Annotated in this window: 19 protein-coding genes and 3 pseudogenes; 17 read left to right on the top strand and 5 right to left on the bottom strand. The window is 64.5% G+C overall.

Features of this window, described 5'->3' with window-relative positions:
- Window positions 1-16: 16 nt before the first annotated feature.
- Window positions 17-1,903 (top strand): annotated as a pseudogene (locus Mschef_RS16450) (DUF4158 domain-containing protein); the annotation flags it as partial.
- A 30-nt stretch (window positions 1,904-1,933) separates the two neighbouring features.
- Here the strand turns inward: Mschef_RS16450 and Mschef_RS16445 are convergent.
- Window positions 1,934-3,124 (bottom strand): IS4 family transposase, encoded by a 1,191-nt coding sequence (locus Mschef_RS16445; protein WP_081130305.1) that lies wholly within the window; start codon window positions 3,122-3,124, stop codon window positions 1,934-1,936.
- 119 nt (window positions 3,125-3,243) lie between these two features.
- Here Mschef_RS16445 and Mschef_RS16440 point away from each other — a divergent pair.
- Together Mschef_RS16440 and Mschef_RS17860 are read left to right on the top strand one after the other, a co-directional pair.
- Window positions 3,244-3,807, top strand: a pseudogene (locus tag Mschef_RS16440) (Tn3 family transposase); the annotation flags it as partial.
- 508 nt (window positions 3,808-4,315) lie between these two features.
- Window positions 4,316-4,453 carry a hypothetical protein gene (locus Mschef_RS17860; RefSeq protein WP_168708861.1) on the top strand — a complete coding sequence of 46 codons (138 nt, stop codon included), beginning with the start codon at window positions 4,316-4,318 and terminating at the stop codon, window positions 4,451-4,453.
- Window positions 4,454-4,591: 138 nt separating this feature from the next.
- Here the strand turns inward: Mschef_RS17860 and Mschef_RS16430 are convergent, their stop codons facing one another.
- A complete protein-coding gene (locus Mschef_RS16430) occupies window positions 4,592-5,725 on the bottom strand; it encodes a transposase (protein ID WP_210772036.1) in 1,134 nt (377 codons plus the stop codon).
- Between the two features lie 153 nt (window positions 5,726-5,878).
- Here Mschef_RS16430 and Mschef_RS16425 point away from each other — a divergent pair, with 153 nt between their 5' ends.
- The 8 genes and pseudogenes from Mschef_RS16425 to Mschef_RS16385 form a co-directional block, all read left to right on the top strand.
- Complete coding sequence (locus Mschef_RS16425; RefSeq protein WP_081130302.1) at window positions 5,879-6,283, top strand: hypothetical protein; 405 nt, start codon at window positions 5,879-5,881, stop codon at window positions 6,281-6,283.
- Window positions 6,284-6,355: 72 nt separating this feature from the next.
- Window positions 6,356-7,636, top strand: a complete 1,281-nt coding sequence (locus tag Mschef_RS16420; RefSeq protein ID WP_081130301.1) for a TolC family protein — start codon at window positions 6,356-6,358, stop codon at window positions 7,634-7,636.
- On the top strand, window positions 7,633-9,111 hold the full coding sequence (locus tag Mschef_RS16415; RefSeq protein ID WP_081130300.1) for an efflux RND transporter periplasmic adaptor subunit: 1,479 nt from the start codon (window positions 7,633-7,635) through the stop codon (window positions 9,109-9,111). Before Mschef_RS16420 ends, Mschef_RS16415 begins: the two co-directional genes overlap by 4 nt.
- A complete protein-coding gene (locus Mschef_RS16410; RefSeq protein WP_081130299.1) occupies window positions 9,108-12,299 on the top strand; it encodes an efflux RND transporter permease subunit in 3,192 nt (1,063 codons plus the stop codon). Before Mschef_RS16415 ends, Mschef_RS16410 begins: the two co-directional genes overlap by 4 nt.
- Before the next feature lie 103 nt (window positions 12,300-12,402).
- Window positions 12,403-12,840: a MerR family DNA-binding protein gene (locus Mschef_RS16405; RefSeq protein ID WP_081130298.1), complete on the top strand. Its 438-nt coding sequence runs from the start codon at window positions 12,403-12,405 to the stop codon at window positions 12,838-12,840.
- Window positions 12,840-15,443: a heavy metal translocating P-type ATPase gene (locus Mschef_RS16400; protein WP_081130297.1), complete on the top strand. Its 2,604-nt coding sequence runs from the start codon at window positions 12,840-12,842 to the stop codon at window positions 15,441-15,443. Before Mschef_RS16405 ends, Mschef_RS16400 begins: the two co-directional genes overlap by 1 nt.
- Window positions 15,444-15,847: 404 nt before the next feature.
- Window positions 15,848-16,903, top strand: coding sequence for a DMT family transporter (locus Mschef_RS16395; RefSeq protein WP_081130296.1), 1,056 nt, complete (start codon window positions 15,848-15,850; stop codon window positions 16,901-16,903).
- A gap of 419 nt (window positions 16,904-17,322) precedes the next feature.
- A pseudogene (locus Mschef_RS16385) lies at window positions 17,323-18,291 on the top strand (tyrosine-type recombinase/integrase); the annotation flags it as partial.
- 28 nt (window positions 18,292-18,319) lie between these two features.
- On the opposite strand, the gene Mschef_RS16380 reads toward Mschef_RS16385, so the two are convergent.
- A complete protein-coding gene (locus Mschef_RS16380) occupies window positions 18,320-21,286 on the bottom strand; it encodes a Tn3 family transposase (protein WP_136256311.1) in 2,967 nt (988 codons plus the stop codon).
- Window positions 21,287-21,760: 474 nt separating this feature from the next.
- Here Mschef_RS16380 and Mschef_RS16375 point away from each other — a divergent pair, with 474 nt between their 5' ends.
- The 6 genes from Mschef_RS16375 (at window position 21,761) to Mschef_RS16350 (ending at window position 25,000) form a co-directional block, all read left to right on the top strand.
- A complete protein-coding gene (locus tag Mschef_RS16375; protein ID WP_081130293.1) occupies window positions 21,761-22,171 on the top strand; it encodes a hypothetical protein in 411 nt (136 codons plus the stop codon).
- 79 nt (window positions 22,172-22,250) lie between these two features.
- Window positions 22,251-22,658, top strand: coding sequence for a hypothetical protein (locus Mschef_RS16370; protein WP_081130292.1), 408 nt, complete (start codon window positions 22,251-22,253; stop codon window positions 22,656-22,658).
- A 50-nt stretch (window positions 22,659-22,708) separates the two neighbouring features.
- A complete protein-coding gene (locus tag Mschef_RS16365) occupies window positions 22,709-23,014 on the top strand; it encodes a hypothetical protein (protein WP_081130291.1) in 306 nt (101 codons plus the stop codon).
- A gap of 179 nt (window positions 23,015-23,193) precedes the next feature.
- Window positions 23,194-23,700, top strand: coding sequence for a JAB domain-containing protein (locus tag Mschef_RS16360; RefSeq protein WP_210772035.1), 507 nt, complete (start codon window positions 23,194-23,196; stop codon window positions 23,698-23,700).
- 11 nt (window positions 23,701-23,711) lie between these two features.
- Window positions 23,712-24,071, top strand: coding sequence for a DUF6573 family protein (locus Mschef_RS16355; protein WP_081130290.1), 360 nt, complete (start codon window positions 23,712-23,714; stop codon window positions 24,069-24,071).
- A gap of 182 nt (window positions 24,072-24,253) precedes the next feature.
- Complete coding sequence (locus Mschef_RS16350) at window positions 24,254-25,000, top strand: hypothetical protein (protein ID WP_136256309.1); 747 nt, start codon at window positions 24,254-24,256, stop codon at window positions 24,998-25,000.
- A 579-nt stretch (window positions 25,001-25,579) separates the two neighbouring features.
- Here the strand turns inward: Mschef_RS16350 and Mschef_RS17480 are convergent.
- Together Mschef_RS17480 and Mschef_RS16335 are read right to left on the bottom strand one after the other, a co-directional pair.
- Complete coding sequence (locus tag Mschef_RS17480; protein ID WP_136256308.1) at window positions 25,580-26,335, bottom strand: hypothetical protein; 756 nt, start codon at window positions 26,333-26,335, stop codon at window positions 25,580-25,582.
- Window positions 26,336-26,375: 40 nt separating this feature from the next.
- Complete coding sequence (locus tag Mschef_RS16335) at window positions 26,376-26,609, bottom strand: hypothetical protein (RefSeq protein WP_081130286.1); 234 nt, start codon at window positions 26,607-26,609, stop codon at window positions 26,376-26,378.
- Window positions 26,610-26,674: the final 65 nt, after the last annotated feature.

Raw genomic sequence — 26,674 nt, 5'->3', positions numbered from 1 at the left:
TTGCACGTGGGGCACGATGACGGCTAACCCGCACCGCCTGGCGATCCTGGCCGGCGAAGAAATCGATGACCTGTACGGTCTGCCACGCTTCACTGACGACGAGCGAGCGCTGTACTTCGATCTAAGTGCAGCCGAACACGCGGTGGTAGCAGCGCGTCGAGGTACGACTGGTGTGTATCTGGTGCTGCAGCTGGGTTATTTCAAAGCCAAACGGCAGTTCTTCGACATCGAACCGGAAGCCGTGCGCGAGGATGTGAATCACATCCTCGCGCGGCATTTCCCGGATATTCCCTGGAAGGCCATTCGGTCCCCCACCCAACCGACGCGTGTCGCACTGCAGAAGCTCGTTCTGCAACTACTCGATGTTCGCCCGTGGAACCGTTCCGCACGGGGAGCACTGGTTGAGCGCATCCAGCATATCGCCATGCGCTCGACTCAACCGCGCTACCTGCTGCGCGAAGCGCTCCACTACGTCGAGCGAGAACGCCTCGTCACACCGGCGTACAGCACGTTCCAAGACATCATCGGTTTGGTGGTCACCAACGAGCGCGTGCGGTTGGCGAGTTTGCTGGAACAGGCGCTGACGCCCGATATCCGCAGCCAGCTCGACGCATTGCTGCAAGCCGATGAATCCATGTATCGAATCAGCGCGCTCAAACACGAGCCGAACGATTTCAGTTACAAGGCGCTGAAGCAAGAAGTCGAACGACGCCAGCTCTTCCAACCGTTGCATGCGTTCGCTCAGCAATTTTTGGCAGCGGCAGGTATCTCGCAGGAGAGTGGCAAATATTTCGCTTCCCTGGTGATGTACTACACCGTCTACAAGCTGCAGCGCATGGCGCCGGCCACCACACGGCTGTACCTGCTGTGTTTCGCCTACCATCGCTACCGGCAGATAAACGACCATTTGATCGAAGCGTTCATGGTTCGCGTGGAGGGTTACGGCAAGCAGGCCAAGCTGGCCAGTGAAGAAGCGATGCGGCAAGCACTGACCGACGCGAGTGAGCATCTGCAGGCCGCCGGTGAGGTACTTCAACTGTTTGTCGACGAAACGATTCCTGATGATGCCGCGTTCGCGACGGTGAAAGCCAAAGCGTTTAGCTACCTTGGTCCCGAGCGCATTCCGCTGGTGGCCGACTACATGCGCAACATCGCCTTCGACAAGGTCGGCTTCCAGTGGGCGTACTACACCACGCTCTCGCCGACCTTCAAACGAAATCTGCGTCACCTATTCACTGATCTGGATTTCGCCGGCAGGGTCGAGCATGCGCCCCTCATGGCTGCCGTCGACTTCCTGCAAGGCCATCTGCGACTGGGGCATACCCCACGCCAGATCGATCCGACCACGTTTCCGGTCGACCTTATCCCCAAGCGGTTGCGTGGCTATCTGTTCACCACCGCGGAAGGAAAAGGACGAGCCAAGCGGCTCGACGTTGATCGGTACGAATTTCTGGTCTATCGATTGTTGTGCGACGCGATGGAGGCCGGTGATGTATTCGTCAAGGACAGCAACGAATACCGGCGCTTCGAGGATGATCTGATCAGTGATGAGCGCTGGATCGACAAAGAGGCGGTACTGCGCGACCTCGATGCCCCGATCCTGCAGGCCCCTATTGAGGACACTTTGGCCGCGCTACGCACTCAGCTGGACGCGAAGTTTCAAACGGTGAACGCCCACATCGCCGATGGCGACAATGCACACATCACGGTCCGCGGCAAGGGCGACAAACGACGCTGGAACCTGATCTATCCTGCTCTGGACGAGTCTCTCAACAGCCCGTTCTACGCGCAAATTCCCGGCATTGGCATTGCCGATCTGTTGTGGTTTGTAGCCGGAAACACGGGGTTTCTGGGAGCGTTCACGCATGTGCTGGAACGCTACGTCAAACAGCCACCGGACCCTGAGGTTTCCCCACATCTTTGATGGCCGCATTCATGCCAGTCGCGGCCTCCAGGGGTTCGCCGGTGCGCCGCGGTCACCGCTGTCGGGCGGCCAGCCGCGCCGCAGCAGCTCCCAACCGATACGCCACAGGCTCAAGGTGGCACGTGTCGCTGCACGACGGATGGCCTGACCATGCGCCAACAGCCGCTGGTCCTGCTGGTGCTGCCGTGCCAGCAGACCCCGCCACCACGCCAGCACACTGGCCAGCGCATGCAGCAGGATCAGGATTTCCATGCGCGGTGCCTTGCGCGTGAGCGAATGGCGCAAGGCCGCCCCATGCCGAGGGTCTTTGAGATCGCGGAAACTTTCCTCGATCTGCATGCGCCGGGCATAGTCGCGCACAACCTCCTCGGCGCTGAGATCCGCAAGCGCTGGCGAAACCGCCAGCACCCAGGGCTCACGCGCGCCACGCGCATGCGCCCGCGCTGCGCTGCTGCGCCGCGACCGGCCATGCACACCCAGGTTCTTGCGTCCACGCGGCGGCCGCTTGCACACCACCAGCCGCGCCCGCTGCGGCTGCGTCTTGCTGATCTCGCACAGCCCCAAGTCCAGCAACTGGCCATCCTCCATCTCGACGAAGGCCTGCACGGGCATCCACTCCTGCTCGCCCACGGGACGCACCTGAGTCAGCCCGCGCACGCGGCCGATGCAGGCAAACCCCAGCGCCTCGGCACTGCGAAACCACGGCATCCGGAAGCCGGCATCGGTCACCACGATCGGCCGACTGTCCACGGGCACCAAGCGCCGCAGGTGCGCCAGAAAGGCCGTGTGCACCGTGGCCTGGCCCAGCTGCGATTGCCCGTGCACCTCATCCCACACCGGCAGCGCGCGACCGCCCACCGGCAGCGCCGCGCGCAACAAGTGCAGCGACTCGTCCGCCTTCAGCACACACCAGTCCACCACGATCACCGTCCGGCAACGCGGCCACAGTCGCTGCAGCGCCGCGCCATACAAGGCACCGCGTGCCTGCTGCAGGCGCCGGTTCGACAGCAGCCGGTCCAGCGCTTTCAGCGGCGCCGCCACACGCGCTGCACCCGGATACTGGCGCGCCAGCTCCATCAGCACCACCTGCCGGCTGCGCACCAGCGCCTCGACCGCGCCACACAGGCGCCGCCACAGCCGCGCATCCAGCCGCAGCTCGGTCGGTGCCAACATCTTGTGCAACACTTCGCTCGCGCGCATCGGCCTGCCTCTGGTGATCTCGACACTCGCCAGTCTCGCAGTGTCGATGCGCGCACTCCAACACCTTCAGCAAGCCAACTCATTGATGGCTAGAGGAAAGATGTGGGGAAACCTCAGCACCGGACCCCCGCGAGATTCTCGCCTGCATCGTCGCCATGGGTACCAATATGGGATTGTGGAAGATGGCCGAAGTCTCCGGTCTCAGCCACGCCTCCTTGTTGGCCACTGCCCGCAGCTTCCTGCGGCAAGAAACCATACGCGGCGCCAACGACGCCATCAGCAATGCAACGGCACAGTTGTCGGCGTTCCATCTTTTCAACATCGGCAACCACTTGCATTCGAGCAGCGACGGTCAGCGGATCGAAACCCAAATCGACACGATCAACGCGCGGCACTCACCGAAGTATTTCGGCATGAAAAAAGGTGTCAGCGTTTGCACGGTGGTGGCCAACCATGTGCCGATCAACGGACAGGTCATCGGTGCCCACGAGCACGAGAGTCATTACGTGTTCGACTTGTTGTTCAACAATACTTCCGAGATCAAGCCCGAACAGCATTCGACCGACACCCATGGCACCAATCAGGTGAATTTCTGGGTGCTGCACGCGTTCGGTTATCGCTTCGCGCCGCGCTACCGCGATCTGCGTACGAAGGTCGATTCCTTGGTCAGCTTCAAATCACCGATAGCGATCCATCACCACGCCCATCGAGCCGGCATAGGCCACGCGCAGCACCGTCGCCGCACGCGACGCGGCTGCCGGCAGCAAACACAGCAGCAGGGCCGCCAACAGACCCCGCATGGCGACAGATAGACGCATCCTGACCTCCTCCTGCACCTGCATTCATGCGATGCCGGGAGTCTAACCGCGTGTGCATGCCAGCGGGGTTAGCCAGAAGCCAGAGCCGCAGGAGCGAGGTGACGCTATGCCCATCAACGGTTTTCACCGCGGAGGTCAGCATGAAAAACGATAGCACTTTGTTTGTCGGTCTGGATGTGCACAAGGACAGCATCGTGGCGGCGTACTCGGTCGGTCTGGGCGAGGTCCAGGTCCTGGGCCACGTCGGCGTATGTGATCGTGACATCGACAAGTTGTGTGTGCGACAACCGGGTGGGTGGGGGCGTCCATCCCATTGCTTACGGCCGCTCACGCCTATGGCGTACAGGTTTCGCTCGCGCAGTACCGGACGTTCATGGATGACAAGGCCACCGGCGCGCTTCCTGTCATGGTAGGAACGAAGCCGTCAGGCGTGCTGAATGCAACCTACGCCTTCTCTGTAGAGCAAGTTGCGAAATTCCCGCGAAGCCATGCGGTGAACGTCGCCGGATGAAGCGGCGGGCGCCGAGGGGCCGGGTGTGGTGCCCGGATCGGCGTTTTGCGGCGGTTTCTTGCGCAAAACGGCGTACCGCGGACACGCGCAGGCCCGAGCCGCTGGCCCGTGGTGCCGTCACGTCAGCGCCGCCAGCGGCTAGGTGACCAGGCGCAGCAGTTGATCGGCCGCCAGCACCAGCACCGCCAGCATCAGGTGCGCGGTGACCTTACTGTGGCCGCGCACGCGCAGCCAGCGCGCGCCGAATTCGTCCTTGAGGCGGGCATTGACCCGCTCGACCTGGGTACGGGTCTTGAAGCGTTCGGCGGCATGCGGGGCGAAGTCGATCTTCTGCCCGCCACGCGGGTTGTCCCTTGGGGACTTCCGTTGGTCGTGATCGATCAACGGGATGTGGTTCAGATCGCGGCTGTGCTGGCGGATGAGCGGGCTGCAATACGCCGCATCCATCAGATCGTAGAGGCTGGTCACGCGCGCGGCGGTCAGCGTGGCCAGCGGGATGGCGACTTGCGAATCGTGGACGCTGGCGCCGGTGACCAGCGCACTGATGGGAATCTGACCATCGGCCACATCCAGGTGCAGCTTGTAGCCGATCCAGCTGGACTTGAAGCCCTTGCTATTGGTCTTGCTGCCGACGTCGCAGGCACGCGGCAAGTCGGCCAGCATCGCGCTCAGGCTCATGCCTTGCATCTGGCGCTGGATGCGGGTCAGTACCGGCGGGCGCTTCTCGCCCTGGCGCGGATGTCCCCGTTTACGCGGTGGCGGTGCGGCGACGGGCGGCTGGGCTTTGGCCGGTTTCTCGCGCGCTTGAATCTCGGTGGCGTCGCGCGCGATGTGGCCGATCAGCTGATCGCCCAGCTGGGCCTTGATCAACGCCGCATGCGCCGCACCGGCCACGTCCTGTTGTGCCAACGCGGCGAAGGCGCGCGAGAACAGCCATGCGCCGGGCAGCTTGCGCCGCCCATCAAAACCGCACAGCCGCCGCAGGCACCCATCCACGCGCAGGCGCTCCATCAGGGCCACCGTGGTCGGCAAGCCCAGCACCGCCTTGGCCACGAACGCGCGTGCCAGCGCCGTGCGTTCGCGCGCCGGCCGTCCCACCCAGCCGCGACCCACCGGCACGAAACGCTCGATCTGGACCATCTCCCAGATGCGCAGCAACTGCTCGAGCTTCGGCGTCAGCCGCACGCCCAGGCTCGCTTCGGTGAGCGGCACCAGCTCGTGTTGGAACAGGGTGTGGAATTGAGAAAGACGGGCGCGCAGCTTATGATTCATGGGCGGGTGATCTGTGAGATTCGATACCCCACATTTTGCCTTCAATGGCACCACCCGCACTCCTTTTTTTCGCGTCAGCAGCGAAGAAATTCAGGCGCTCAGGGGAGTTTCGCAACTACCTCCACAGTCTTGTCTTGAGTTAGTATCCAAAACATGCGTCACCGTCCGCACTTCGCCCGCCGCACGCGCCTGCGCATTGCACTGCTGGCGCTGTGCGCGCTGCTGTTCCAGCAGTTGGCGCTGGTGGCGTACGCCTGTTCGCTGCCGCAGGCCGCGGTACCCGTGCAGGCGGCGATGCAGTCGATGGCGAGCATGCCTGGTTGCGACGGCATGACGAGCATGATTCAGCATGCGCGCGCGTTGTGCGTGCAGCATTGCGCACAGCCGGCACCGGCGCCGCAGGACGCGCGCGCGCCCATGGTGCCCGCGCTGGCGTTGCCGCCGCAGCCGCCGGTGCTGGCGATCACTCCAGTCCCGCCGTCGACGCGTCTCGACGATCGCGCGGCCGTTGATCTCGGCGCATCGCCGCCGCCGCGCTGCTGCGTCCTGCTGATCTAGACCCTCCCTCGTGTGTCGTGACCGGCCACGCCGAGCGCGTGCCGGATGCGTTCCGCCCGATGGAGACTTGCCATGTTCGTGTTCGATCGCCGGCGCCGCCGTGGCGTCGTGTTTCACCTGCAATGCGCGACCGCGCTGCTGGCGCTGACGGTATTTCCGGCATGGGCCGCGTCGCCGCTGACCCTGCAACAGACGGTGATACTGGCCGTCGAGCGCGCGCCGCTGGTGCGGGCGGGCCGTGCTCGCGAGGATGCCGCCCGCGCTGACCGCAATCGCGCCGGTCGCTGGCCCGATCCGCGCCTTACCTTCGGGGTGCAGAACCTGACGGTGCAAGGGCCTGGCGCCTTCAGCACCGCCGCCGATTCCATGACCATGCGCACGGTGGGGCTCAGTCAGGAGATCCCCTCCGGCACCCAGTTGGCCGCGGAACGTGCCGGTGCGCGTGCGGGCGAGGCCGCGGCCAATGCGGAAACCGAGCAGGCACGCCTGAATGCCCGACAAGCGGCGGCTGCGGCTTGGGTTTCCCTGTGGGCCGCCGAGCAGGCACGCGACCAGATCGAGGGACTGGAGCGGCAGAACGCGCTGGCCATTGTCGTGGCCAAGGCGCGCTTGGCCGGCGGCACCGGTTCCGTGACGGACGTCCTCGCGGCGCAAGCGGCGCAGGCCGAGCTGGCCAATCGGCTCGACCTTGCCGGCGCCGGCGTCGCCTCCGCGCGCGCCGCGCTGGCGCGCTGGATTGGAAGCGAAGCGGCAAGCGCGGATCTGGCCGCGTCCCCCGACTTCGCGCGGCTCCCGGTCACCGACGCGCACCTGCTGCAGACTCCCGACCAGCAGGCACCCCTGCTCGACTGGGAATCGCGCGAAGACCGCGCGGAGGCCGCACTGCAGAGCGCTCGCGCCAGCAAGCATCCAGGCTGGAGCGTGGGCTTGGACTATGGCGCGCGAGCACCCGGCCTGCCGAATATGATTACGCTGCTGGTGGGCGTGCGTCTGCCGTTGTTCCCCGCCCATCGCGAGGACCAGGACATCCTGGCCCGCCGCGCCGACCTCGAGGCCGTGCGCGCCGAGCGCGAAAACGCCCGCCGCGCGCAGGTCGAGGCGGTGCAGCGTCTGCTGGCGACCTGGCAGGGCTACGGCCGCCAGGTACGGCGCGATCGCGACACGCTGCTGGCCCTGGCGGCCGACCGCAGTGCGGCGGCGCTGGCGGCCTACCGCGGCGGCGCCTCGCTGCAGCCCTGGCTGGAGGCGCGCCGCGACGAAATCGCCACCCGTCTTGACTATGTCGAGGCGCTCAAGGCCTGGGGCGAGAGCTGGGCCGAACTCGCCTACCTGTTACCGGAGTACGCGCAATGAGCCGCACATCTGTTTTTATTCTTCTGGCAGCGGCCCTGGGCGTCACTGCAGCCGCCGGTTATGTCCTCGGAACGCGCGATCACGGCAGTGCCGCGCCAACGTCTGGCGCCCAGCCTGCACGCAAAGTGCTGTACTGGTATGACCCGATGCAGCCCGCCACGCACTTCAACCATCCCGGGCCATCGCCGCTGATGCCGGGTATGCAACTGGTGCCGAAGTATGCGGGCGGGTCAGGTACGAGTATGGGCTTGGTGCGCATCAGCCCGGTTGTCGAGCAGAACCTCGGCATGCGCACCAGCGTCATCCGTGTCGGCGTGTTGCACCAGGAGTTGCGTGTGCCAGGCGTTCTGGCCTGGGATCGTCGTCGCTCGGTGGTCGTCAGCGCGCGCACCGACGGCGTGCTGTCTCGGCTGTTCATGCGCGCACCGTTTGATCACGTGCGTGCCGGCCAGCCGCTGGCGGAGCTGCTGGCGCCGGCCTGGCGTTCGGCGCTGGCCGAATACCAGGTGTTGGACCATGCGCAGTCGGTCGATGCGCGCGCGCTGCGCGCCGCCGCGCGCGCGCGCCTGCGCGTGCTCGGCCTGAGCGCGCAGGAGATCGATGGCGCATCGCGTTCGACCGACGGCGGCATCGTGCTGCGCGCGCCGGTCTCCGGCGTGGTCAGCGCGCTGGACGTGCGCCAAGGCCAGCAGGTGGCGGCCGGCACGACGTTGTTGCGCATCGACGATCTCGCCCGGCTATGGCTGGATGCCGCGATCCCGCAAGCCGAAGTCGCCGGCATCGGCCCGGGCACGCCGGTCGCCATCGAAGTCGACGCGTTTCCCGGGCGCATCTTTGTCGGTCACGTCGAGGCTTTGCTGCCCGAGGTGGATGCGCGCACGCGCACCGAAACCGCGCGTATCGCGCTGGACAATCCGCACGGCACGCTGGCACCGGGCATGTACGCGACGGTGCGCCTGGCGATCGCAGGCACCACGCCGCATCCGCTGGTACCCGATGAGGCCTTGATCAGCACCGGCGTGCAGAATCGCGTGATCCTCGACCTCGGCGATGGCCGCATGCAGCCACGCGCGGTGCGCATCGGCCGCTCGGCGGATGGCTATACCGAGGTGCTGGCAGGCCTCAAGGGTGGTGAGCGCGTGGTCACCTCGGGCCAGTTCCTGATCGACTCCGAGGCCAATCTCGATGGCGCGCTGCAGCGCCTGACCGTGCCACCCGAACCCCTCTCCCCCCAGGAGAGGGGCAGGGGTGAGGGTCCGGCGCATGCGCAGCGCCACGTCGAAGCCGAACCCTCATCCCCGACCCTTCTCCCGACGGGAGAAGGGAGCACGGCGCACTCCGCAGGAGCAGGAGGCAAGGCAAACCCGCCTCTCCCACCCAAGGATCGGAGCACGGATGAGCGTCCGGCGCCTGCAAAGCATTCGTCCATGCCCGGCATGGCCATGCCGGCGTCCACGGGAGGACACACGCCATGATCGTCGCCATCATCCGCGCCGCCATCCGCAACCGCTTCATGGTGCTGATGGGCGCGTTGCTGCTCGCCGGCTGGGGGGTATGGGCCGCGCTGCACATCCCGCTCGATGCCTTGCCCGACCTCTCCGACACGCAAGTCATCCTGAAGACGAGTTGGACCGGGCAGCCGCCGCAGGTGGTCGAGGACCAGCTCACCTATCCGTTGGCGACGACGATGCTCTCCGTGCCCGATGTCAAAGCCGTGCGCGCGTATTCCTCGTTCGGCTATTCGCTGGTGTACGTGATTTTCCACAGCGGCACCAATCTGTACTGGGCGCGCTCGCGGGTGCTGGAGTATCTCAGCCAGGCGCGCGCGCGGCTGCCGCAGGGCGTCGACCCGGAACTCGGGCCCGACGCCACCGGCCTGGGCTGGGTCTACGAGTACGCACTAGTCGACCGCGATGGCACGATGGATCTCGGCCAGTTGCGCGCGCTGCAGGACTGGTATCTGCGCTACCAGCTCAAGACCGTGCCGGGCGTGGCCGAGGTGGCCAGCATCGGCGGCATGCAGCGCGCCTGGCAGATCGTGGTCGATCCGGTCAAGCTTGCGGCGTACGGACTGACTTTGCCCCAGGTCGCGAGCGCGGTGCGCGCGGCTAATGGCGCCACCGGTGGCTCAGTGATTTCGCAGGGCGAGGCCGACCTGATGGTGCAGAGCATCGGCTATCTGCATACCCGCGAAGACTTCGACCGGATTCCGCTGACGACCGGACCGGGCGGTGTGCCGGTGCGGCTCGGCGAGGTCGCCGTGGTGCGCCGTGGGCCGACGCTGCGCAACGGCATTGCCGATCTCGATGGTCAGGGTGAGGTCGTCGGCGGCGTGGTCATCGAACGCGAGGGCGCCAACGCGCTGAAAACAATCGAGGCGGTCAAGGCGCGCATCGCGCAACTCCGGCGCAGCCTGCCCAAGGGCGTCGCGATCGTGCCCACTTACGATCGCTCGCAGTTGATCCTGGAGGCCGCGCACAACCTGCGCGAGAAACTGCTGGAGGAATTCCTGGTGGTGGCGTTGGTGTGTGGACTGTTCCTCTGGCACCTGCGCTCCTCGCTGGTGGCGGTGATCACGCTGCCGCTGGGGGTGCTGGCGGCGTTTCTGGTCATGTATTACCAGGGCGTCAGCGCCAACCTGATGTCGCTGGGCGGCATCGCCATCGCCATCGGCGCGATGGTCGATGCCGCGGTGGTGATGATCGAGAACGCGCACAAACATCTGGAGCACTGGCACGAGCAGCACGGGTGCGCCCCCGAGGGCGCCGAACGCTGGGAGGTGATCGCCGAAGCGGCCGCCGAGGTGGGGCCGGCGCTGTTCGTCAGCCTGCTGGTGATCGCACTGTCCTTCGTGCCGGTATTCGCGCTGCAGGGGCAGGAAGGCCGGCTGTTCTCGCCGCTGGCCTTCACCAAGACCTACGCGATGGCCGCCGCCGCCGCGCTGGCGGTGACGCTGGTCCCGGTACTGATGGGCTATCTGATCCGCGGCCGTATCCGTCCCGAGGGCGAGAATCCGCTCAACCGTGCACTGATCCGCGGCTACCGGCCGCTGCTGCACGGCGCCTTGCGGCGCTCCTGGGCGGTGCTGCTGGGCGTGGCGCTGGTACTGGCGGCCAGCGCCTGGCCGCTGCTGCACCTCGGCAGCGAGTTCATGCCGCCGCTCAACGAGGGCACCCTGCTGTACATGCCGACCGCGCTGCCGGGACTGTCTTACGGCAAGGCCGCGCAACTGCTGCAGCAGACCGATCGCCTGCTGAAGACCGTGCCCGAGGTGGCGACGGTGTTCGGCAAGGCCGGCCGTGCGCACACCGCCACCGATCCCGCGCCGATCAACATGTTCGAGACCACCATCACCTTCAAGCCGCGCAGCCAGTGGCCGCCGGGCATGACCATGGCCAAGGTGCAGGACCGGCTGCAACAGGCGGTACGCGGCATCCCCGGACTGACGCCGCTGTTCGTGCCGCCGATCGCTAACCGCGTGTCGATGCAGTCGACCGGCATCAAGAGCCCGATCGGCATCAAGGTGCTGGGCCCGGACCCCGCCGTGCTGCAGCGTCTCTCGAACGCGATCGTGCGCGTCGCGCAGCGCGTGCGCGGGGTCGGTTCGGCCGCCGCCGATCAGAGCAACGGCGGACGTTACTTCGATGTGCGCATCCGCCCCGACGCGGCGGCGCGCTACGGCCTGACCCAGGCCGACCTGCAGGCGATCATCGCCACCGCGGTCGGCGGCGATCCCATCGGCGAGACCGTGCAGGGTCGCGAGCGCTTTCCGATCGTGCTGCGCTATCCGCGTGCGCAGCGGCAGAGCGACTCGGCGCTGCGCCACCTGCTGATCGTCGCGCCCGATGGCGCGCAATTGCCGCTGGAGGCGGTGGCGACGGTGTCCGTGATCGGCGGCCCCTCGATGCTGACCAGCGAGGATGGACAACTGGCCAACTACGTCTACATCGATAACTCGAGCAGCAACCTGGGTGGCGTGGTGGCGCGCCTGCAGGATGCGATCCACCGGCAGGTCGTGTTGCCACCGGGCTACACGCTGGAGTGGGCCGGCCAGTACGCTTTCCTCGAGCGCGCCGTGCAGCGGCTGAAGACCATCGTGCCGCTGACGCTGCTGATCATTTTCGTGCTGATCTGGAGCGTGTTCCGGCGCGTGCCGGAGGCCTTGCTGATCATGCTGACGCTGCCTTTCGCGTTAGTCGGCGGCATCTGGCTGGTGTGGCTGCTCGGGCACCCGGTGTCGGTGGCGACCATGGTCGGGTTCATCGCGCTGGCGGGTGTGACCTCCGAGCTGGGCGTGGTGATGTTGCTGTATCTGCGCAACGCGTGGCGGCAACGGGTGGAGGCCGGCGGCGCCGATGAGTTGGCGCTGGATGAAGCGATCGACGCCGGCGCGGTGCTGCGGGTGCGGCCGATCGCCATGACCGCGGTGGTGATCCTGGCTGGCCTGATGCCGATCATGTTCGGCCACGGCGCCGGCTCGGAGGTGATGCGCAGCATCGCCGCACCGATGGTCGGCGGCATGATCACCGCGCCGCTGCTGTCGATGCTGGTGATCCCGGTGGGCTACCGGCTGCTCGAGCGTCGCCGCCTGCGCGCCGGGCGGCCGCTGGGCGCGGAGCCGGAGGTGACGTCAATGCGGGCGTCGCACGCGGCGTCGCCATGACGGGCGCGGGCCGATTGCGATCCGTGCCCGTGCCGGGGGCAAATGCGGCACTTGGGCGCAGATGCTTGACTCCGGACCCTACTCAAGGGTTTAGGCTTGCCACATGAACACCCTTCTTCAAGCCACCGTGGAAACCCCGCATCTGACCATTGGCCGTGTCGCGAGCGCCGCTGGCGTCGGCATTGACACCATTCGGTTTTACGAGTGCGAGGGTCTGCTGCCCGAGCCCGAGCGGCGCCTGTCGGGCTATCGCGACTACACGCTTGACGCGGTGGCACGGCTGCGCTTCATCCGTCGCGCCAAGGAGCTGGGCTTCACCCTGCCTGAGATTCGCGAACTGCTGGCGTTGTCGGCCGATCGCGCACGCGGCGTGCGTGGCGTCAAGCAGCGCGCCGAGACGCGCCTGGCCGAGATCGATCGGCGCATCCGCGAACTCAAGCGCGTGCAGCGCGGCCTCAAGCACCTGATCGATACCTGCCCGGGTCATGGCGCGCTGGAAAGCTGCCCGATCCTGGCCGCACTGAGCCACGAGGAGACGTGATGAATACCCACGAACATCGCCACGAGCATTCGCATGCCGACCCTGACGGGGCACATGACACCAGCGGGCATGACGCGCAGGCTCCGACGCCTGGCAGATATTGTGCTGGTTCCAAGACGGATGTCTCTGCGGCGTCTGCCGCGGATGTGTCATGCAGCGGCGGCGCACAAACCAGCGTCGAACCCGCACCGCCCATTGGCGCGTCCTGCTGCGCGGGTGGTGATCGCCACGCGGCGGACGATCCGCACGCGGGCCACACGCACGGCGATCACGCCCATGGTGCGACCGTGGTCGATACGAAAACGGCGATCGATCCGGTCTGCGGCATGCGCGTCGATCCGGCCACCGCGAAGCACCGCAGCGAGCACGCCGGCGCGACGTACTTTTTCTGCAATCCGCGCTGCAAGGACAAGTTCGACGCCGATCCCGCGAAGTACCTGCGGCCCGCGGAAGCCGCGCCGGCAACGGCCGAGCCGGCTGGCTCGATCTGGACCTGCCCGATGCATCCGGAGATCCGCCAGGACCATCCCGGCAGCTGTCCCAAGTGCGGCATGGCGCTGGAGCCGCTGCTGCCGACGCTGGATACGGATGACGGCGGCGAGCTGGCGCATCTCGTGCGGCGTTTCTGGATCTGCGTCGCGTTGACCCTGCCGGTGTTCGCGGTGGCGATGGGCCCGCATCTGTTCGGTGTGCATCTGCCGGCGCCGTGGGACGCGCTCGCCGCGTGGACCGAGGCGCTGCTGGGCAGCATCGTCGTGCTTTGGGGCGGCGCCAGCTTCTTCGCGCGCGGCTGGAGATCACTGCGGCCGTGGTCGCCCAACATGTACACCCTGATCGCGCTGGGCACCGGCGTAGCATGGACCTACAGCGTGATCGCGTTCGCCGCGCCCGGACTGTTTCCGCCGGCATTTCGCGGCGCCGATGGCCGCGTCGCGGTGTACTTCGAGGCCGCGGCGGTGATCGTCACCCTGGTGCTGCTGGGCGATTTCCTCGAGCTGCGCGCACGCCGCCGCACCGGCGCGGCGCTGAAGGCCCTGCTGGGTCTGGCGCCGACGACCGCGCATCGCGTCGCTGCCGACGGCCGCGAGGCCGACGTGCCGCTGGCGGAGGTGCGCGTGGGCGACACCCTGCGCGTGCGTCCCGGCGAGAAGATTCCCGTCGACGGCGTGATGTTGGAAGGCGCCAGCAGCGTCGACGAGTCGATGCTGACCGGCGAGCCGCTGCCGGTGGACAAGCACACCGGCGATCGCGTCACCGGCGCCACACTCAATCAGACCGGCACGCTGCTGTTGCGCGCGGACAAGGTCGGCGCCGATACCCTGCTGGCGCAGATCGTCAACCTGGTCGCGCAGGCGCAGCGCAGCAAGGCGCCGCTGCAGCGCGTGGCCGACCGCGTCGCCGCCTGGTTCGTGCCGGTGGTGGTGGCGGTGGCCGTGCTGGCCTTCGTCGCCTGGGCGGCGTTTGGCCCCGATCCGCGTTACGCCAATGCGCTGATCGCCGCGGTCGCCGTGCTGATCATCGCCTGCCCCTGTGCGCTGGGGCTGGCCACGCCGATCTCGATCATGGTCGCGACCGGGCGCGGCGCGCAGGCCGGCGTGCTGTTCCGTGACGCCGCTGCGATCGAGGCACTGCGCGAGGTCGACACCCTGGTGGTGGACAAGACCGGCACGCTGACCGAGGGCAAGCCGACACTGCGCGAAGTGATCGCCTTTGGTGCCTTCGATCGCGCCGAGGCGCTGGCGCTGGCCGCGGCGCTGGAGCGCTCCAGCGAGCATCCGCTGGCGCGCGCCATCGTCAGCGCCGCCGAGCAGGAGAAACTGACCGTCGTCGAGGTCCGCGACTTCGCGGCGCTGACCGGTCGCGGCGTGCGCGCGCGCGTCGGCGACCGCGCCGCCGCGCTGGGCAACCTCGCGCTGATGGACGAGCTGGGCGTCGGCGTGGACGCCGCGGCGCGCGCACGCGCCGAGGCCTTGCGCGGCGAAGGCGCCACGGTGATGTTCCTCGCCGCGGATGGTGCGCTGGCCGCGCTGGTCGCGGTCGCCGACCGCATCAAGCCGACCACGCCCGAGGCGATCCGCCGCCTGCACGCAATCGGCCTGCGCATCGTCATGCTGACCGGCGACCACGCCACCACCGCGCAGGCGGTGGCGAAAACGCTGGGCATCGACGCGGTGCATGCCGAGGTGTCGCCGGCCGACAAGGCCGCGGTGATCGTCGCTCTCAGGGCCGAAGGCCGGCGCGTGGCGATGGCCGGCGACGGCATCAACGACGCGCCGGCGCTGGCCGCGGCCGACGTCGGCATCGCCATGGGCAGCGGTACCGACATCGCCATGGAGAGCGCGCAGGTGACCCTGGTCAAGGGCGAGCTGACCGCGATCCTGCGCGCGCGGGCCCTGTCGCGCGCCACCGTACGCAACATCCGCCAGAACCTGTTCTTCGCCTTCGTCTACAACAGCATCGGCATTCCGGTCGCGGCCGGGATCCTGTACCCGTTCTTCGGCGTTCTGCTGTCGCCGGCGCTGGCCGCGGCGGCGATGAGCCTGAGTTCGGTGTCGGTGGTCAGCAACGCGCTGCGTCTGCGCAAGGCGCCTTTGACGGGTTGAACAGCCTGCGCTGCGCGCTGAAGCACGAGTGCGACGGGTGGCCACCGATGCTCGAGCGCTCAAGTGCACCTTGCCCTTTTTGGCGAGCTGCGCCATAAGGTGGGCCGCGCTTTCCTCGCTGATCTTGAGTTGTGAGGCCAGTGTCGCTGCCCTCGATCACGCTGGCGAGTCGGACAGCCCGACCCTGACCGGCAGGGGCAATCGCCAGACTCAGCGCCTCATCGCGCCACAGCCAGGGTGTGGGAAATGAGGTGGCCGGGGAGCATGGGTGACCGCCGGGAGCGGAGCGAAAGGGTGTGGGTGGAAATCGCTGCCGGGTAGCCCGCCTCGGCATGTGGCAGTGGAACAAGGAATTGCCCAGTTGGTGTATATGCCAAGTAGCGCCACCCAATCACGTGCATCCCATGAGACCGTTTCCGCAAGGCATTGTCCAGGCACTCGCGGCCGCCGCGCTGTTCGGCATCAGCACACCGCTGGCAAAGCTGCTGCTCGGCAGCATGTCACCGCTGCTGCTGGCCGGCGTGCTCTATGCCGGTTCGGGCATCGGCCTGTTGGCATGGATGGCGCTGCGTCGCGGGCTCAGACATTCTGCCGCCGAGTCTTCGCTGACGCGCCGCGATGCGCCTTGGCTGGCAGGCGCCGTGCTGTTCGGCGGCGTGCTCGGTCCCGTGCTGATGATGCTGGGTCTTGCGCGCACGACGGCCTCGACCGCAGCCTTGTTGCTCAACCTGGAAAGCGTGCTCACCGCCGTGCTGGCATGGGCGGTGTTTCGCGAGAACGTGGATCGGCGCGTGGCGCTGGGCATGCTGGCGATTGTTGCGGGTGCGGTGTTGCTGTCGTGGCAGCGCCGGAGCGGGGTCAGCGTGCCTTGGGGCGCCTTGGCGATCGCTGGCGCCTGCCTGTGCTGGGCGCTGGACAACAACCTGACCCGCGCAGTGGCCGGCAGCGACCCGGTGCAAATCGCGGCGATCAAGGGGGGCGTTGCGGGCACGATCAACATCGCCATCGCGCTTGCCTTGGGTTATCGCTTCCCCCACCTGCTGCCCGTGCTGGCCGCCGGGGCGCTCGGGTTCATCGGCTACGGCCTGAGCCTGGTCCTGTTCGTGCTGGCCTTGCGTCATCTGGGTACGGCGCGAACCAGCGCCTACTTTTCCACCGCACCTTTCCTGGGTGCCGCGCTCGCGATGGCACTCTTCACTGAACACGGCAGCCTCGCCTTTCTGCTGGCGGGTGCATTGATGGCCATCGGCGTATGGCTGCACGTGAGCGAGCGGCACGTACACGAACATGAGCACGCGGTGTTGGCGCACAACCACCGTCACCGCCATGACGTCCATCATTTCCACGCACACGACTTCCCGTGGGATGGTCAGGAGCCGCACACCCATCCACACGTGCACGAACAGATCATCCACAGCCATCCGCATTATCCAGACTCGCATCACCGTCACGGACACTGAAGTCTGCGGCACATGGTGCGGTTTGGCCTACGTGTCTCCGGCATCCGGCAGGTCCGCGCTGCGAACCGCCTTGATCTCTCAGTCGCGGTTACAGCTCGGCGGTCTCATCGTGGCAGTCGGCGTGGTGGTGGACGCTGCCGTGATCGATGTCGAGAACGTACTCCGCGGAGCACGGCTGATGGACAACCGCGCATTCAAGGATCAGATCAACCTTCCATGCCGGTGGCAGGGTGAGATGAAGCGCAGATCGGGGGTACCCATGTTGGTGGCATGATCACCGCGCGCTGCGCTCAATGCAGGCAGTCATGGCTGCTGGCCGACTGCTCGAATGCGATCACCCCATGTAGAAACAACCTCTGGGAGGTGATTCGGCAATGGTGCGGTAGGGGCCAAGAATCGCTGGAGGTAAAAAACATCGCATGACGAAGCTCGACCAGTATCTCGACGCGGCCACCCGCACCAATACCCGCCGCAGCTACGAAGGCGCGATCCGGCATTTCGAAATCGAGGCCGGCGGGCACCTGCCGTCGACCGCCGATCAAATCGCCAGGTACCTTGCCGAGTACGCCGATCAGTTGTCGGTCAACACGTTGAGGCACCGGATCGCTGCCTTGGCGCTCTGGCACCGCGACCACGGCTTCGCCGACCCCACGCGCGCACCGATCGTGCGCATGGCGCTCAAGGGTATTCAGGCATTGCATCCGAGCATCGAGAAACGCGCCACACCGTTGCAGCTCGCCCATTTGGGTCAAGTGTCGGACTGGTTGGATACCGCAATCACCACGGCGCGCAATCGTGGCGATCAGCCCGCCGTGTTGCGACACACGCGAGATCGCGCGTTGGTGCTGCTGGGGTTCTGGCGGGGCTTTCGAGGCGATGAACTGCTACGGGTCCAGGTCGAGCACCTGCACCTGGTACCCGGTGAAGGCATGACCTGCTTCCTGGCGCAGAGCAAGAGTGATCGTCAAAATGTTGGACGAACTTATCCGGTACCAGCCCTGTCACGGTGGTGCCCGGTTACTGCCACGGCGGCGTGGATTGCCGCGGCCGGCCTCGTGGAGGGGCCGCTGTTTCGCCGCGTCGATCGCTGGGGACGTATCGCGGTGGTGCCCTTGCACCCCAACAGTTTGATCGCTTTACTGCGGCGTTTGTTTACCCATGCCGGACTGCCGACGCCCGACGATTACAGCAGCCATTCGTTGCGAAGAGGCTTCGCCGGCTGGGCCAACACGAATGGCTGGGACGTCCGAGCGCTGATGGAATACGTCGGTTGGAAAGACGTGCATTCGGCCATGCGTTACATTGATGGCGGCGATCCGTTCGCGCGCGCAAGGATCGAATCAGGCCTCGCGGCGAGCGGTCCGCTGCTGTCACTTCCCCCAGCTCCTGGCCACCTATCCATGTGACCATAACGGTTCAGGCGGCCAGCGTCTCCTCGATCTCCGATCGCGTGTTCATGTCCAGATCGAACCGCCCATACGGGTTGATATGCAGGTAGAACAGCGGTGTCAGGCCTCGCCGATCCTCGGGGGTCAGGCGTCGTCGCCATGATCGCTCGGCCAGTACCCGTTGGATCATCAGGGTGTTGACGTAAACCAGACTCAGTTGCAACAGATGGAGCGCCAGCACGGAGATCTCCTGATCCTCCAGGCGATTGGTAGCGACTTCGCCGCTCTTGCCATAGAAGATGAAGCCATTGGCGCTGTTCCAGTTTTCCACGACGTTCAGGCCTTCGTGGATCTCCCGTCGCAACGCCTCCGAATGCAGGTACTGGCAGAGAAAGATCGTTTTCACCGCGCGCCCCAGCTCCGCCAGGGCCGCATAGGTCGGATGTTGGGCGTTGGTGCGCGTGAACCGGCGCAGGATGGATTCAGAGTCGGCCGTGCCCACTCGCAACGCGGTGGCGTACTTCACCATCTCATCGTACTGTTGCGTGATCAGATCCCAGTTGATCGGGCGTGTCAGGATCGGCTGCAGTGCAGTGTATTGGGCGGCGCTGCCGGCTTCGGGAACGTACAGTTTCTGCTTGTTGATCGACTTCAGCCGGGGAAGCAGCTTGAATCCGAGCAGGTAGCTGAAAGCGAAGGCCACCTCGCTCTGGCCATGGGTATCGACGTAGTTCTTCTCGACCGTCATGTCGGTGCAGTGTCGCAGGACGCCCTCCATCATGGCGGCCACCTCCGACGACGAGCACCGCTTGAGCTGCGAGTGAATGCACACCGACTTCTTTTCGACGTGCCAGTAGATCATCACGCCACGCCCGCCGTAGCGGATGTGCCACTCCGTCATGAGATTCTGATCCCAGGCACCGAACTTCTTGGAATCGGAGGCGCACGCTGTGGTGCCTTCGCCCCAAAGGTCCACTTGGCGTACGGCAAAGATTGCGTTGACGACACGGACAATGGCGTTACGCATGGACGCCTTCTCAATGAAACGGCGCCGTGTGTACAGCAACTCCTTGTAGGTGATCTGGGTGTCGCCGGCGAGCACGCGTTTCAACCCAGCATTCGTGCCCAAGCCGTACAGGCATAGCAGCAAGCGCCGTTGCAGTTCGGCACGATCCAACGTCTCGCGGGATGCCGCCGTCTGAAAGGCTTCAGTGAAGCCAATGCGAATCTCGGTTTCCTTGAGGACGTCGAGCAGGCCTGTCGATGCCCATCGTGCTGCAACCTCCTCCTTGAGCGCGGTCAGGTTGACCGGCTCGAGTTGCGCATCCAGGGGCGTAACACTCAGGCGATGGGGGCCGCGCTGCAGGATGCGAACCTTTTCATTGCCAGGCATGCCGTCGTTGAGCATGGATAAACCTTCGGTCATCGCCCGTTTGAGGGAGTCCACCAGCGGTGCCGCATCAGTGGTGAGTTTCAGCGCGGCATAGTAGGCGTCGCGGTTTTCCCGGAAATCGCTCGGTAGATCCTCGTCAGGGTTCCTGAAACGGTCGGCACCGTCCACCCAGATCTCTTTACTGCGCAGCGCTTCACGCAATGATTGCAGTACGCAGATCTCGTAGTTGATGCGGTTGACGCGAGATTCACCAGCCGTATCCTTTTCGATGACGATCTCCATCCACTTCGGCCGGATCACGCCTTCGATCGGAAGGGAATCGTCCGCCTTGAAATATTGGAAGCGCTGGCCGCGCGAGGACTGCAACAACTTCAATGCCGCCATGATCGGGCGGTACGCGTCGTTATTGCAGCGAAACGGCAGCGCATCGAGCAGGAGCGGCAGCATCCGGCGATAGTGATTGCTGTACGAGGCGCGCATGACGGTGTGCACGACTGTCTTGAACATCGGACCGCTCGACTTGAATTCCTTGACCAGGTCGCGCAAGGTTTGCTCACCGACCACGGGGTAGAGCACCTCCTGTACGACACCTTGGGGATGATCAACCGCCGCTTCGGCCAGCTTGAACAGGACGGCGTTCTTGCTGCGCACGCGGCGGAAATCATCGAACATCTGCTTCTCGACGCGCTGTTCCGCCGTGGCACTGATGCGGTGGACCGTATGAATCAACAACTCGACCAGCCCGTCGAGGATTTCGCGCCGGCGTTGCCAACAGTAGATGGCCAGCAGGGCATGCCGTGTGCCATCCACACGCTTACGCAATTCGTTCGGCGGCTCCGTGGCGACACGTCGGCGATACTGATCCACGAGACGGGGAGCAACGCCTGCTAGGAGATCCGGCGGCAACTGCAGTTGGTCGATGCGTTGGAGCTTGGCGACCTCGTCGAACATGCTATCAAGGCTTGGCCGGCGCGGATCAGATTTCAGATCGTTTAATGTCGCCGCTCGGCGTGTTTCCTCGGTGCCGGGGAGGTTGATCACCTCAGCATCGACTTCAAGCAGCCGATTCATTTGTTGCTTGGAGGCTTCAGACAGGCGGGACACGATCGTTTCATACAACTGGTCTTCAAAGCGGCTGATCGCCGAACGGATCAGTCGCTGGCGATAGGCGGCTACAGGTGCCTCGACACGCTGCTCTTTCAACCAGCCGATGGCCAGATCGTCCAAATACTGCGTGTCCGGAGCGCGAGGGAGGATGTCGTCGCAAAGCCACGTCACCAGACGGCGGTTGTCGGAATCGTTGGCCTCGCGGTAGTTGAGAAACTGACGGATAGCCACTCGATCACGCTGAGCTGACCGGCCCCCCATGCCATAGTTGGCGACATGCTTCGGGTGAACATCGAGCTGATCGGCAAGATGCCGTACCACGGCTGCAGGAACATCGTGACGACTACCCGGAAACTGGCCGTCGACTTGCAGGAACTTGAGCTGCATCGCCAAGCCAAGGCGGCGCGGGGTTGGCTTGTCCGTGACAAGTACCAGCTCTTCGGGGGACAACGTCCAAAATTCTTCCAGCTCGGGCTCGCTCCACGTCCGCTTCATGTCCATATCCAGGCGGCAGGGAGGCTGAGAGGTGCGGGGCTGCCGAATCGGCAGCTTCGGACAATTTCATCGTACTGTCCAGAACATTCATAGGAACAATGCATTAGATGAAATTTGGCCGCAAATTACAGCTTCCCTGTCACTGCCCCATGTTCAAAGTAGCATTCGAACACCGTGTACTGCAAGATCCACGTACGAGCATCACCATTGACAGTGCAAGCTCGACGGGCTTAATCTGCCCATGCCGCAAGGCCGTGAGCCGCCCACGATTGGCGTGTTTCTGATCCAGTTGCGTCTTCAAGACGCATCGTTGCGAACGCCGCCATCACGCCGGCGGTCTTTCCTTACCCTCTGGAAATCTCGAAGGCACTTTCGACGTGCGCCTTGACTCAGGGCGCATCTCAAAGGTGACTTCGTGCGCATGCGCGCATCGACGCTACCGGGGCGATCCCGGACTTTCAGAGAGTTCATCTCATGTCCACAAGAGCCATCATCGCCGTGCGGCAACCGCACGGTGGCTTCATCACCATCTACGTCCACATGCAGGGCGCCCATGCACTCGAAATGCTTCGCCAGCACTACATGCCGCCGCAGCAAGTCGAGGCCCTGATCGCGCTCGGCGATCTGTCGTCGCTCGGCGATTCTCCTGCCGAGTGCGTTGCATACCATCGCGACGAAAACGAGCCGTGGTACGTCGTCAGGCCGCAAGAGGTCAGTCGATCCGATCATCTGGCCAGGCATGCGCTTGGCCTCGGCGTCGAGTACATCTACACCTATGCCAACGGCCAGTGGTCGGCGGCCGATGTGAAGTACCTCGCGCACTGGTCCAGTCGCCACCGCCGTTACATCCCGAGCAAGGATCTCATCGAGTCCTTGGCCGCCTGAGCCGGCGAGTCCTTCAACAACCAACACGGGGTGCATACAACCCCGCGAGGGGCTGGTGCACTCCCTATCGGAGAACACCATGAGCTTCCTAAGCAAGGCTCGATTCGTCGAGCAGAATACGCCTCCCGACAGCGCTGTTCGGCCACAAGTCACGCAGATCGAGCGCATCGCCGAACGTCTCGCGCTCGGTCTCTGCATCGGGCTGACGCACGGCCGCAAGCAGCGTGCCGGCGAAGACGAAGACATCGAAATGGCGATCCAGGGCGTGCGTGCCGCAGGCAGCACGCTGCGCTATCACGTCAAGGTGACTTTCATCAGCCGTGAGGCGTTCCAGCACGCGCAGGCGCTTACAGGCTGGCACGTCTGGGACGACGCCGGCATGGTGCTCGAGGCGCGCTATGTCGATGACATGGTTCACGTGCCCGCCTCCGAAACCTACTTCGGAGACTGGACCCTGTTCGTCCCCACGCCGGAGATCTGGTCATGAGCGTCATCTACATCAACTGCTACAAGTGCCCGCGGTGTGGAGAGACGTGGATGGATGAGTACGATGGCATGCCCGAGATGGATTGCGAAGCATGCGGTTTCCGCCACATCACGCCATTTGATCTCGAGTCCGGTCACGGCTACATCAACGCGATCTCGGGCGAGAACACGGTCAGCGAGGCGGATGAAGCCCAGCGCACGCCACTCCAAGCGCTATCGGCCTACATCGAGCAGATGGACAAGGGTGAAACCGTCCCGATCATCGAGATGTACGAGCGCGCCGCGTTGAAGGCGGGATGCAACCCGGAAGTGTTGCGCATCGCGTTCATGCATCACTACCAAGGCCAACCGGCCTGATTGAGGCAGCAGGTCAGGGTGAGGCGGAGATCGCCTTCACCCTGCCCTGTTCCTCCGTGCATTGACCCTGGCGCTGGCACGCCAGCATCAGGGTCAGGGCATGGACGTCCGCACGGTGTTGACGCGCATCGCGTCCGCCGCCACCGGGAGCGGTTCCCGGATTTCTTGGAGACATCATCATGACGAAGCCCGCCATGATTCAAAGCGAGTCTGCGCCCGCCTACACGCCGGATGCGGAATCATCCAATCGTGCAGACGAAGAAGCCATACTGGCCAAGGCCGATGCGATTCTGGCCAAGCGCTACATGCGCCACGGTTCGATGCTGCACCCGCAAGGCGCCAAAGACTGGCTCAAGGCCCATCTTGGATCCACACCATACGAAGTGTTCGGGGTCATCTACCTCGACCAGAGGCACCGAATCATCGCGCACCAGGATATGTTCCGCGGAACGATTGGCGGTGCATCGGTCTATCCACGTGAAGTCGTTGCCGAATGCATCAAGCACAATGCGGCCGCTGTCGTTCTCTACCACCAGCACCCCTCCGGTGACACCACGCCGAGCGCGTGCGACAAGGTGCTGACCATGCAGATCAAGCATGCGCTCGAGCTGTTCGACATTCGAGTCATCGAACATATCGTTGTCGGCGAAACGGCTTACAGTTTCGCTGAAAACGGTCTCCTGTGAGGTCCGCGATCATGTTCAAAGATACGGATTTGGTCTATACCTACTCGCGCGAAGATGCGCTCAACGATGGCGTACTGATCGACATCACAGCGCCAGCATCCAAGGTCGGATTCCACGCGCACACCGCCATGACACATGGCGTTTCGACAGAAGTCATCGACGGCAGTCACGGCGATCTGGCATCACCCGACATGCGTCTCGAGCGGATCCAGCAGATGCTCCTGAACGCACTGGTCGCCATACGGCGTGCTGGCAAGAGCAACGACAGCATCGTGTTCTTCGACGCGCACCAAGTCCAATGCAAGCTCATGATTGGTCCTGGCGATCGTGGCGAACCCGTGTTTACGGTGCTTCTTGCCAACGAAGATTGAGGCATCATCAGCCTATCAAGACGCGCGACCGGCCCTGGGGATTCCCAGGGCCGACTCGCCGTGCTTTTGCCTGGTCCTTCGTTCGCGCGTGGAACCAGGCAAGGGCATGACCCTGCCGCAGTGAGCGCGACACGCGCAAACCGCAACCCGGAGCGTTTCCGGGATTTCAGAGGAGACCCATCATGGGTGCATCAGCAAGCCGGGAAGAGTTTCAGAAACAGAGCGCGGTGAACATGCTCGACCTGCTACAGCTCATCACGTTCTCGTCAGCACCGAGGAATATCGACACGAACGACAACGGCAACGGCACTCGGATATTCGTGTTCGCTGCGAAAGATTCATGCTTTCAGCTGATCAAGAACGCCATGTCGCACAAGGCCTTCGAGACCGAGTGGCCTGGGTATCGTTCGACGCAAAATCGCCTGGCCATCGGTAACATCCATGGCTATGCGGTCGCGGTCAATGAACAGAAGGATGCCGATCGTGATGATGGTGATGCGGATTACTTCGTTCGCTTCAAGTATCCAGTCGATGGTCCGTGCAGCCCAAGCGACTTCAAGACGCTGATTGACATGGAGGCCGAGGATGCCGTCATGGACGCTTTCGAGTGCACGCCGGCATTCGCAAGCGAGCAGCTGATCGAGATGCTCAACGAGCAGATCGTTACTCGCGATCAACTCGCCAAGTTGCTGGCGAAGTATCCATCACCGGATTCTACCGTCGTTGTCGACGCGCGCATGATGGCGTTGAGCAAAGCGAAAGAAGGTCTCACCTTCGCCGAGTTCTGCGACGACACAGTCGTGATCGAGGGCAAGAACCCTCACGACGACGCAACCGCACGCATCGTTCAACAAGCGCAGTCGGATGGGGCGCGGCTAATGCGGCTCTCCGAGCTGACCCGCTACTTTGGCAGCAAGCCGACTCTGTAGGGAACAGGTCGGCAGGTCAGAGATATTCCTGTCAATTCAAACCCCACGCGCGTTCATGCGCGTGGGGTTTTGTTTTGTGTGCCCGGCAGGGCGCACCTGCTTGGAGGTGAGAGTCATCTACCCACCCGGCAAGGGGAAGGGTTAGCGGAAGGCAAGGGCGCTTCGGGTGACCGGGCGTCTGGAGGAAGCCGGAAGCAAAACGCTGGCCTGACGAACAGGAAGCGGATACGAGGCGACACGTTGGGGTGAGGCAGCAAGAAAGGCCAAAGCCCGGTACTTGCACAGACGACGTGGCGTATATCCGACAGGCATAAGCGGGAAGGCAGGTGCGTCATACCCGGGGCGATCTCGCCTCGTGCCCGAAAGGGCGACGCCGCAAGGCGGAGCGAGAAGTCAGCCGATGCCATCCCCCAAACGGTTGAACCTCGATGATCGATGACACATGACCAAGAATCATGCAATTGGCAGTTTGAATTGGTCGGACTTTATTGTCTGAAAACATCAGTGCAGATTCTTGTAGGCGCAATCAGCACCAACGAATGCAATCGACACTCCGGGCTCTGGAGCAAACTTCCAGCATCACCTTTCCCCCCGAGTAGGTGAAATCGCCGAGGCGAAGGCACGAATTACGATGGCCTTCGGCGGCTGGCCGCAGTGGCTGTCTTGCAGCGCTCGGATGGTGCAGTTGAACTGAGACGGCGAACTTTCGAATAGCGCACCATGCTCTGGCCAGATCGGCATGACCATCGAGCGAATCTCCATCGGGTCGGCGGCCGTCAATATGTCCACGGGATTTCCCGGCCCAACGATCCACGTTGGCAAAGGCTGCTCGGTGCAAAGGGCGAACGTCATGCGTGCCACATCCTCGAACTCGCCGCGGCCATGCGTTCCTGTCGGCGCGAAGATCAACCGGGCCACAGGTTTCCCACAACGCTCGCACTGCATGAGCTTGATAGGCAGCCTCCCACTCGACTCCGACGTCATCGTTCTGGGCGTGGGCAACGGGGGAGCTGGCACGTGGGCTACACCTGCTGCCTCGTCCAGCACGTGATGAAGCCGCTCGATGAGAGGGGCAAGCAGTTCAGCTCGCTTGGCGGTCTGCGGATCTGCTTCATCGCCCGCCACTTCACCCACGAAGCGGCTGTGGCCACGCCCGTCGTGGATCACACGTGCGCGTCCCAACTCACCGAGTTCCTGATGGCGAAAGTAGAAAGCCGTGCCCTCAGACGCCGGCCCGCGTTTCATCGTGATGCCTGCGGGGAGGGCGAACCCTACCTTCTCTGCGGCACGCTGGCCTCGGCGGCGCCACGCCGCGCCACTGTTTGCTTCGTCCATCGTTGATCTGTCCCCTTTGAGTTCCGGCTGACTTACACGGTCAGTGGTGCATCGATCGTTCCGCTTCGGCCACCTCGGCCTCGATAAGGTCGATCGCACCTTCCAATGCCTCGCGCATGGCAAGCGCCTGCTCGTAGGTCAGCGTTAGTACGAACGCGAAGCCCGCTGGCGGGGGAAGCAGCCCCTGCACGCTGACGTGCGGAGGTTGCCGAGGGCCGCGTACAGCGGCTGCTTGGAACGCAATATCGTTACGCGTCGTGCAATCGAAATTCATGGCGGCTGATCTTTCCATGCGGCGGGGTAGAATGCCTATCAGGCGGCGTCGTTTACGTGGTTCAT

The sequence above is a fragment of the Metallibacterium scheffleri genome, from assembly GCF_002077135.1.
In the GTDB taxonomy this organism is placed as follows: Bacteria; Pseudomonadota; Gammaproteobacteria; order Xanthomonadales; family Rhodanobacteraceae; genus Metallibacterium; species Metallibacterium scheffleri.
Note: the sequence above shows the minus strand (reverse complement) of the source record. Positions and strands in the feature narration are given on the sequence as shown.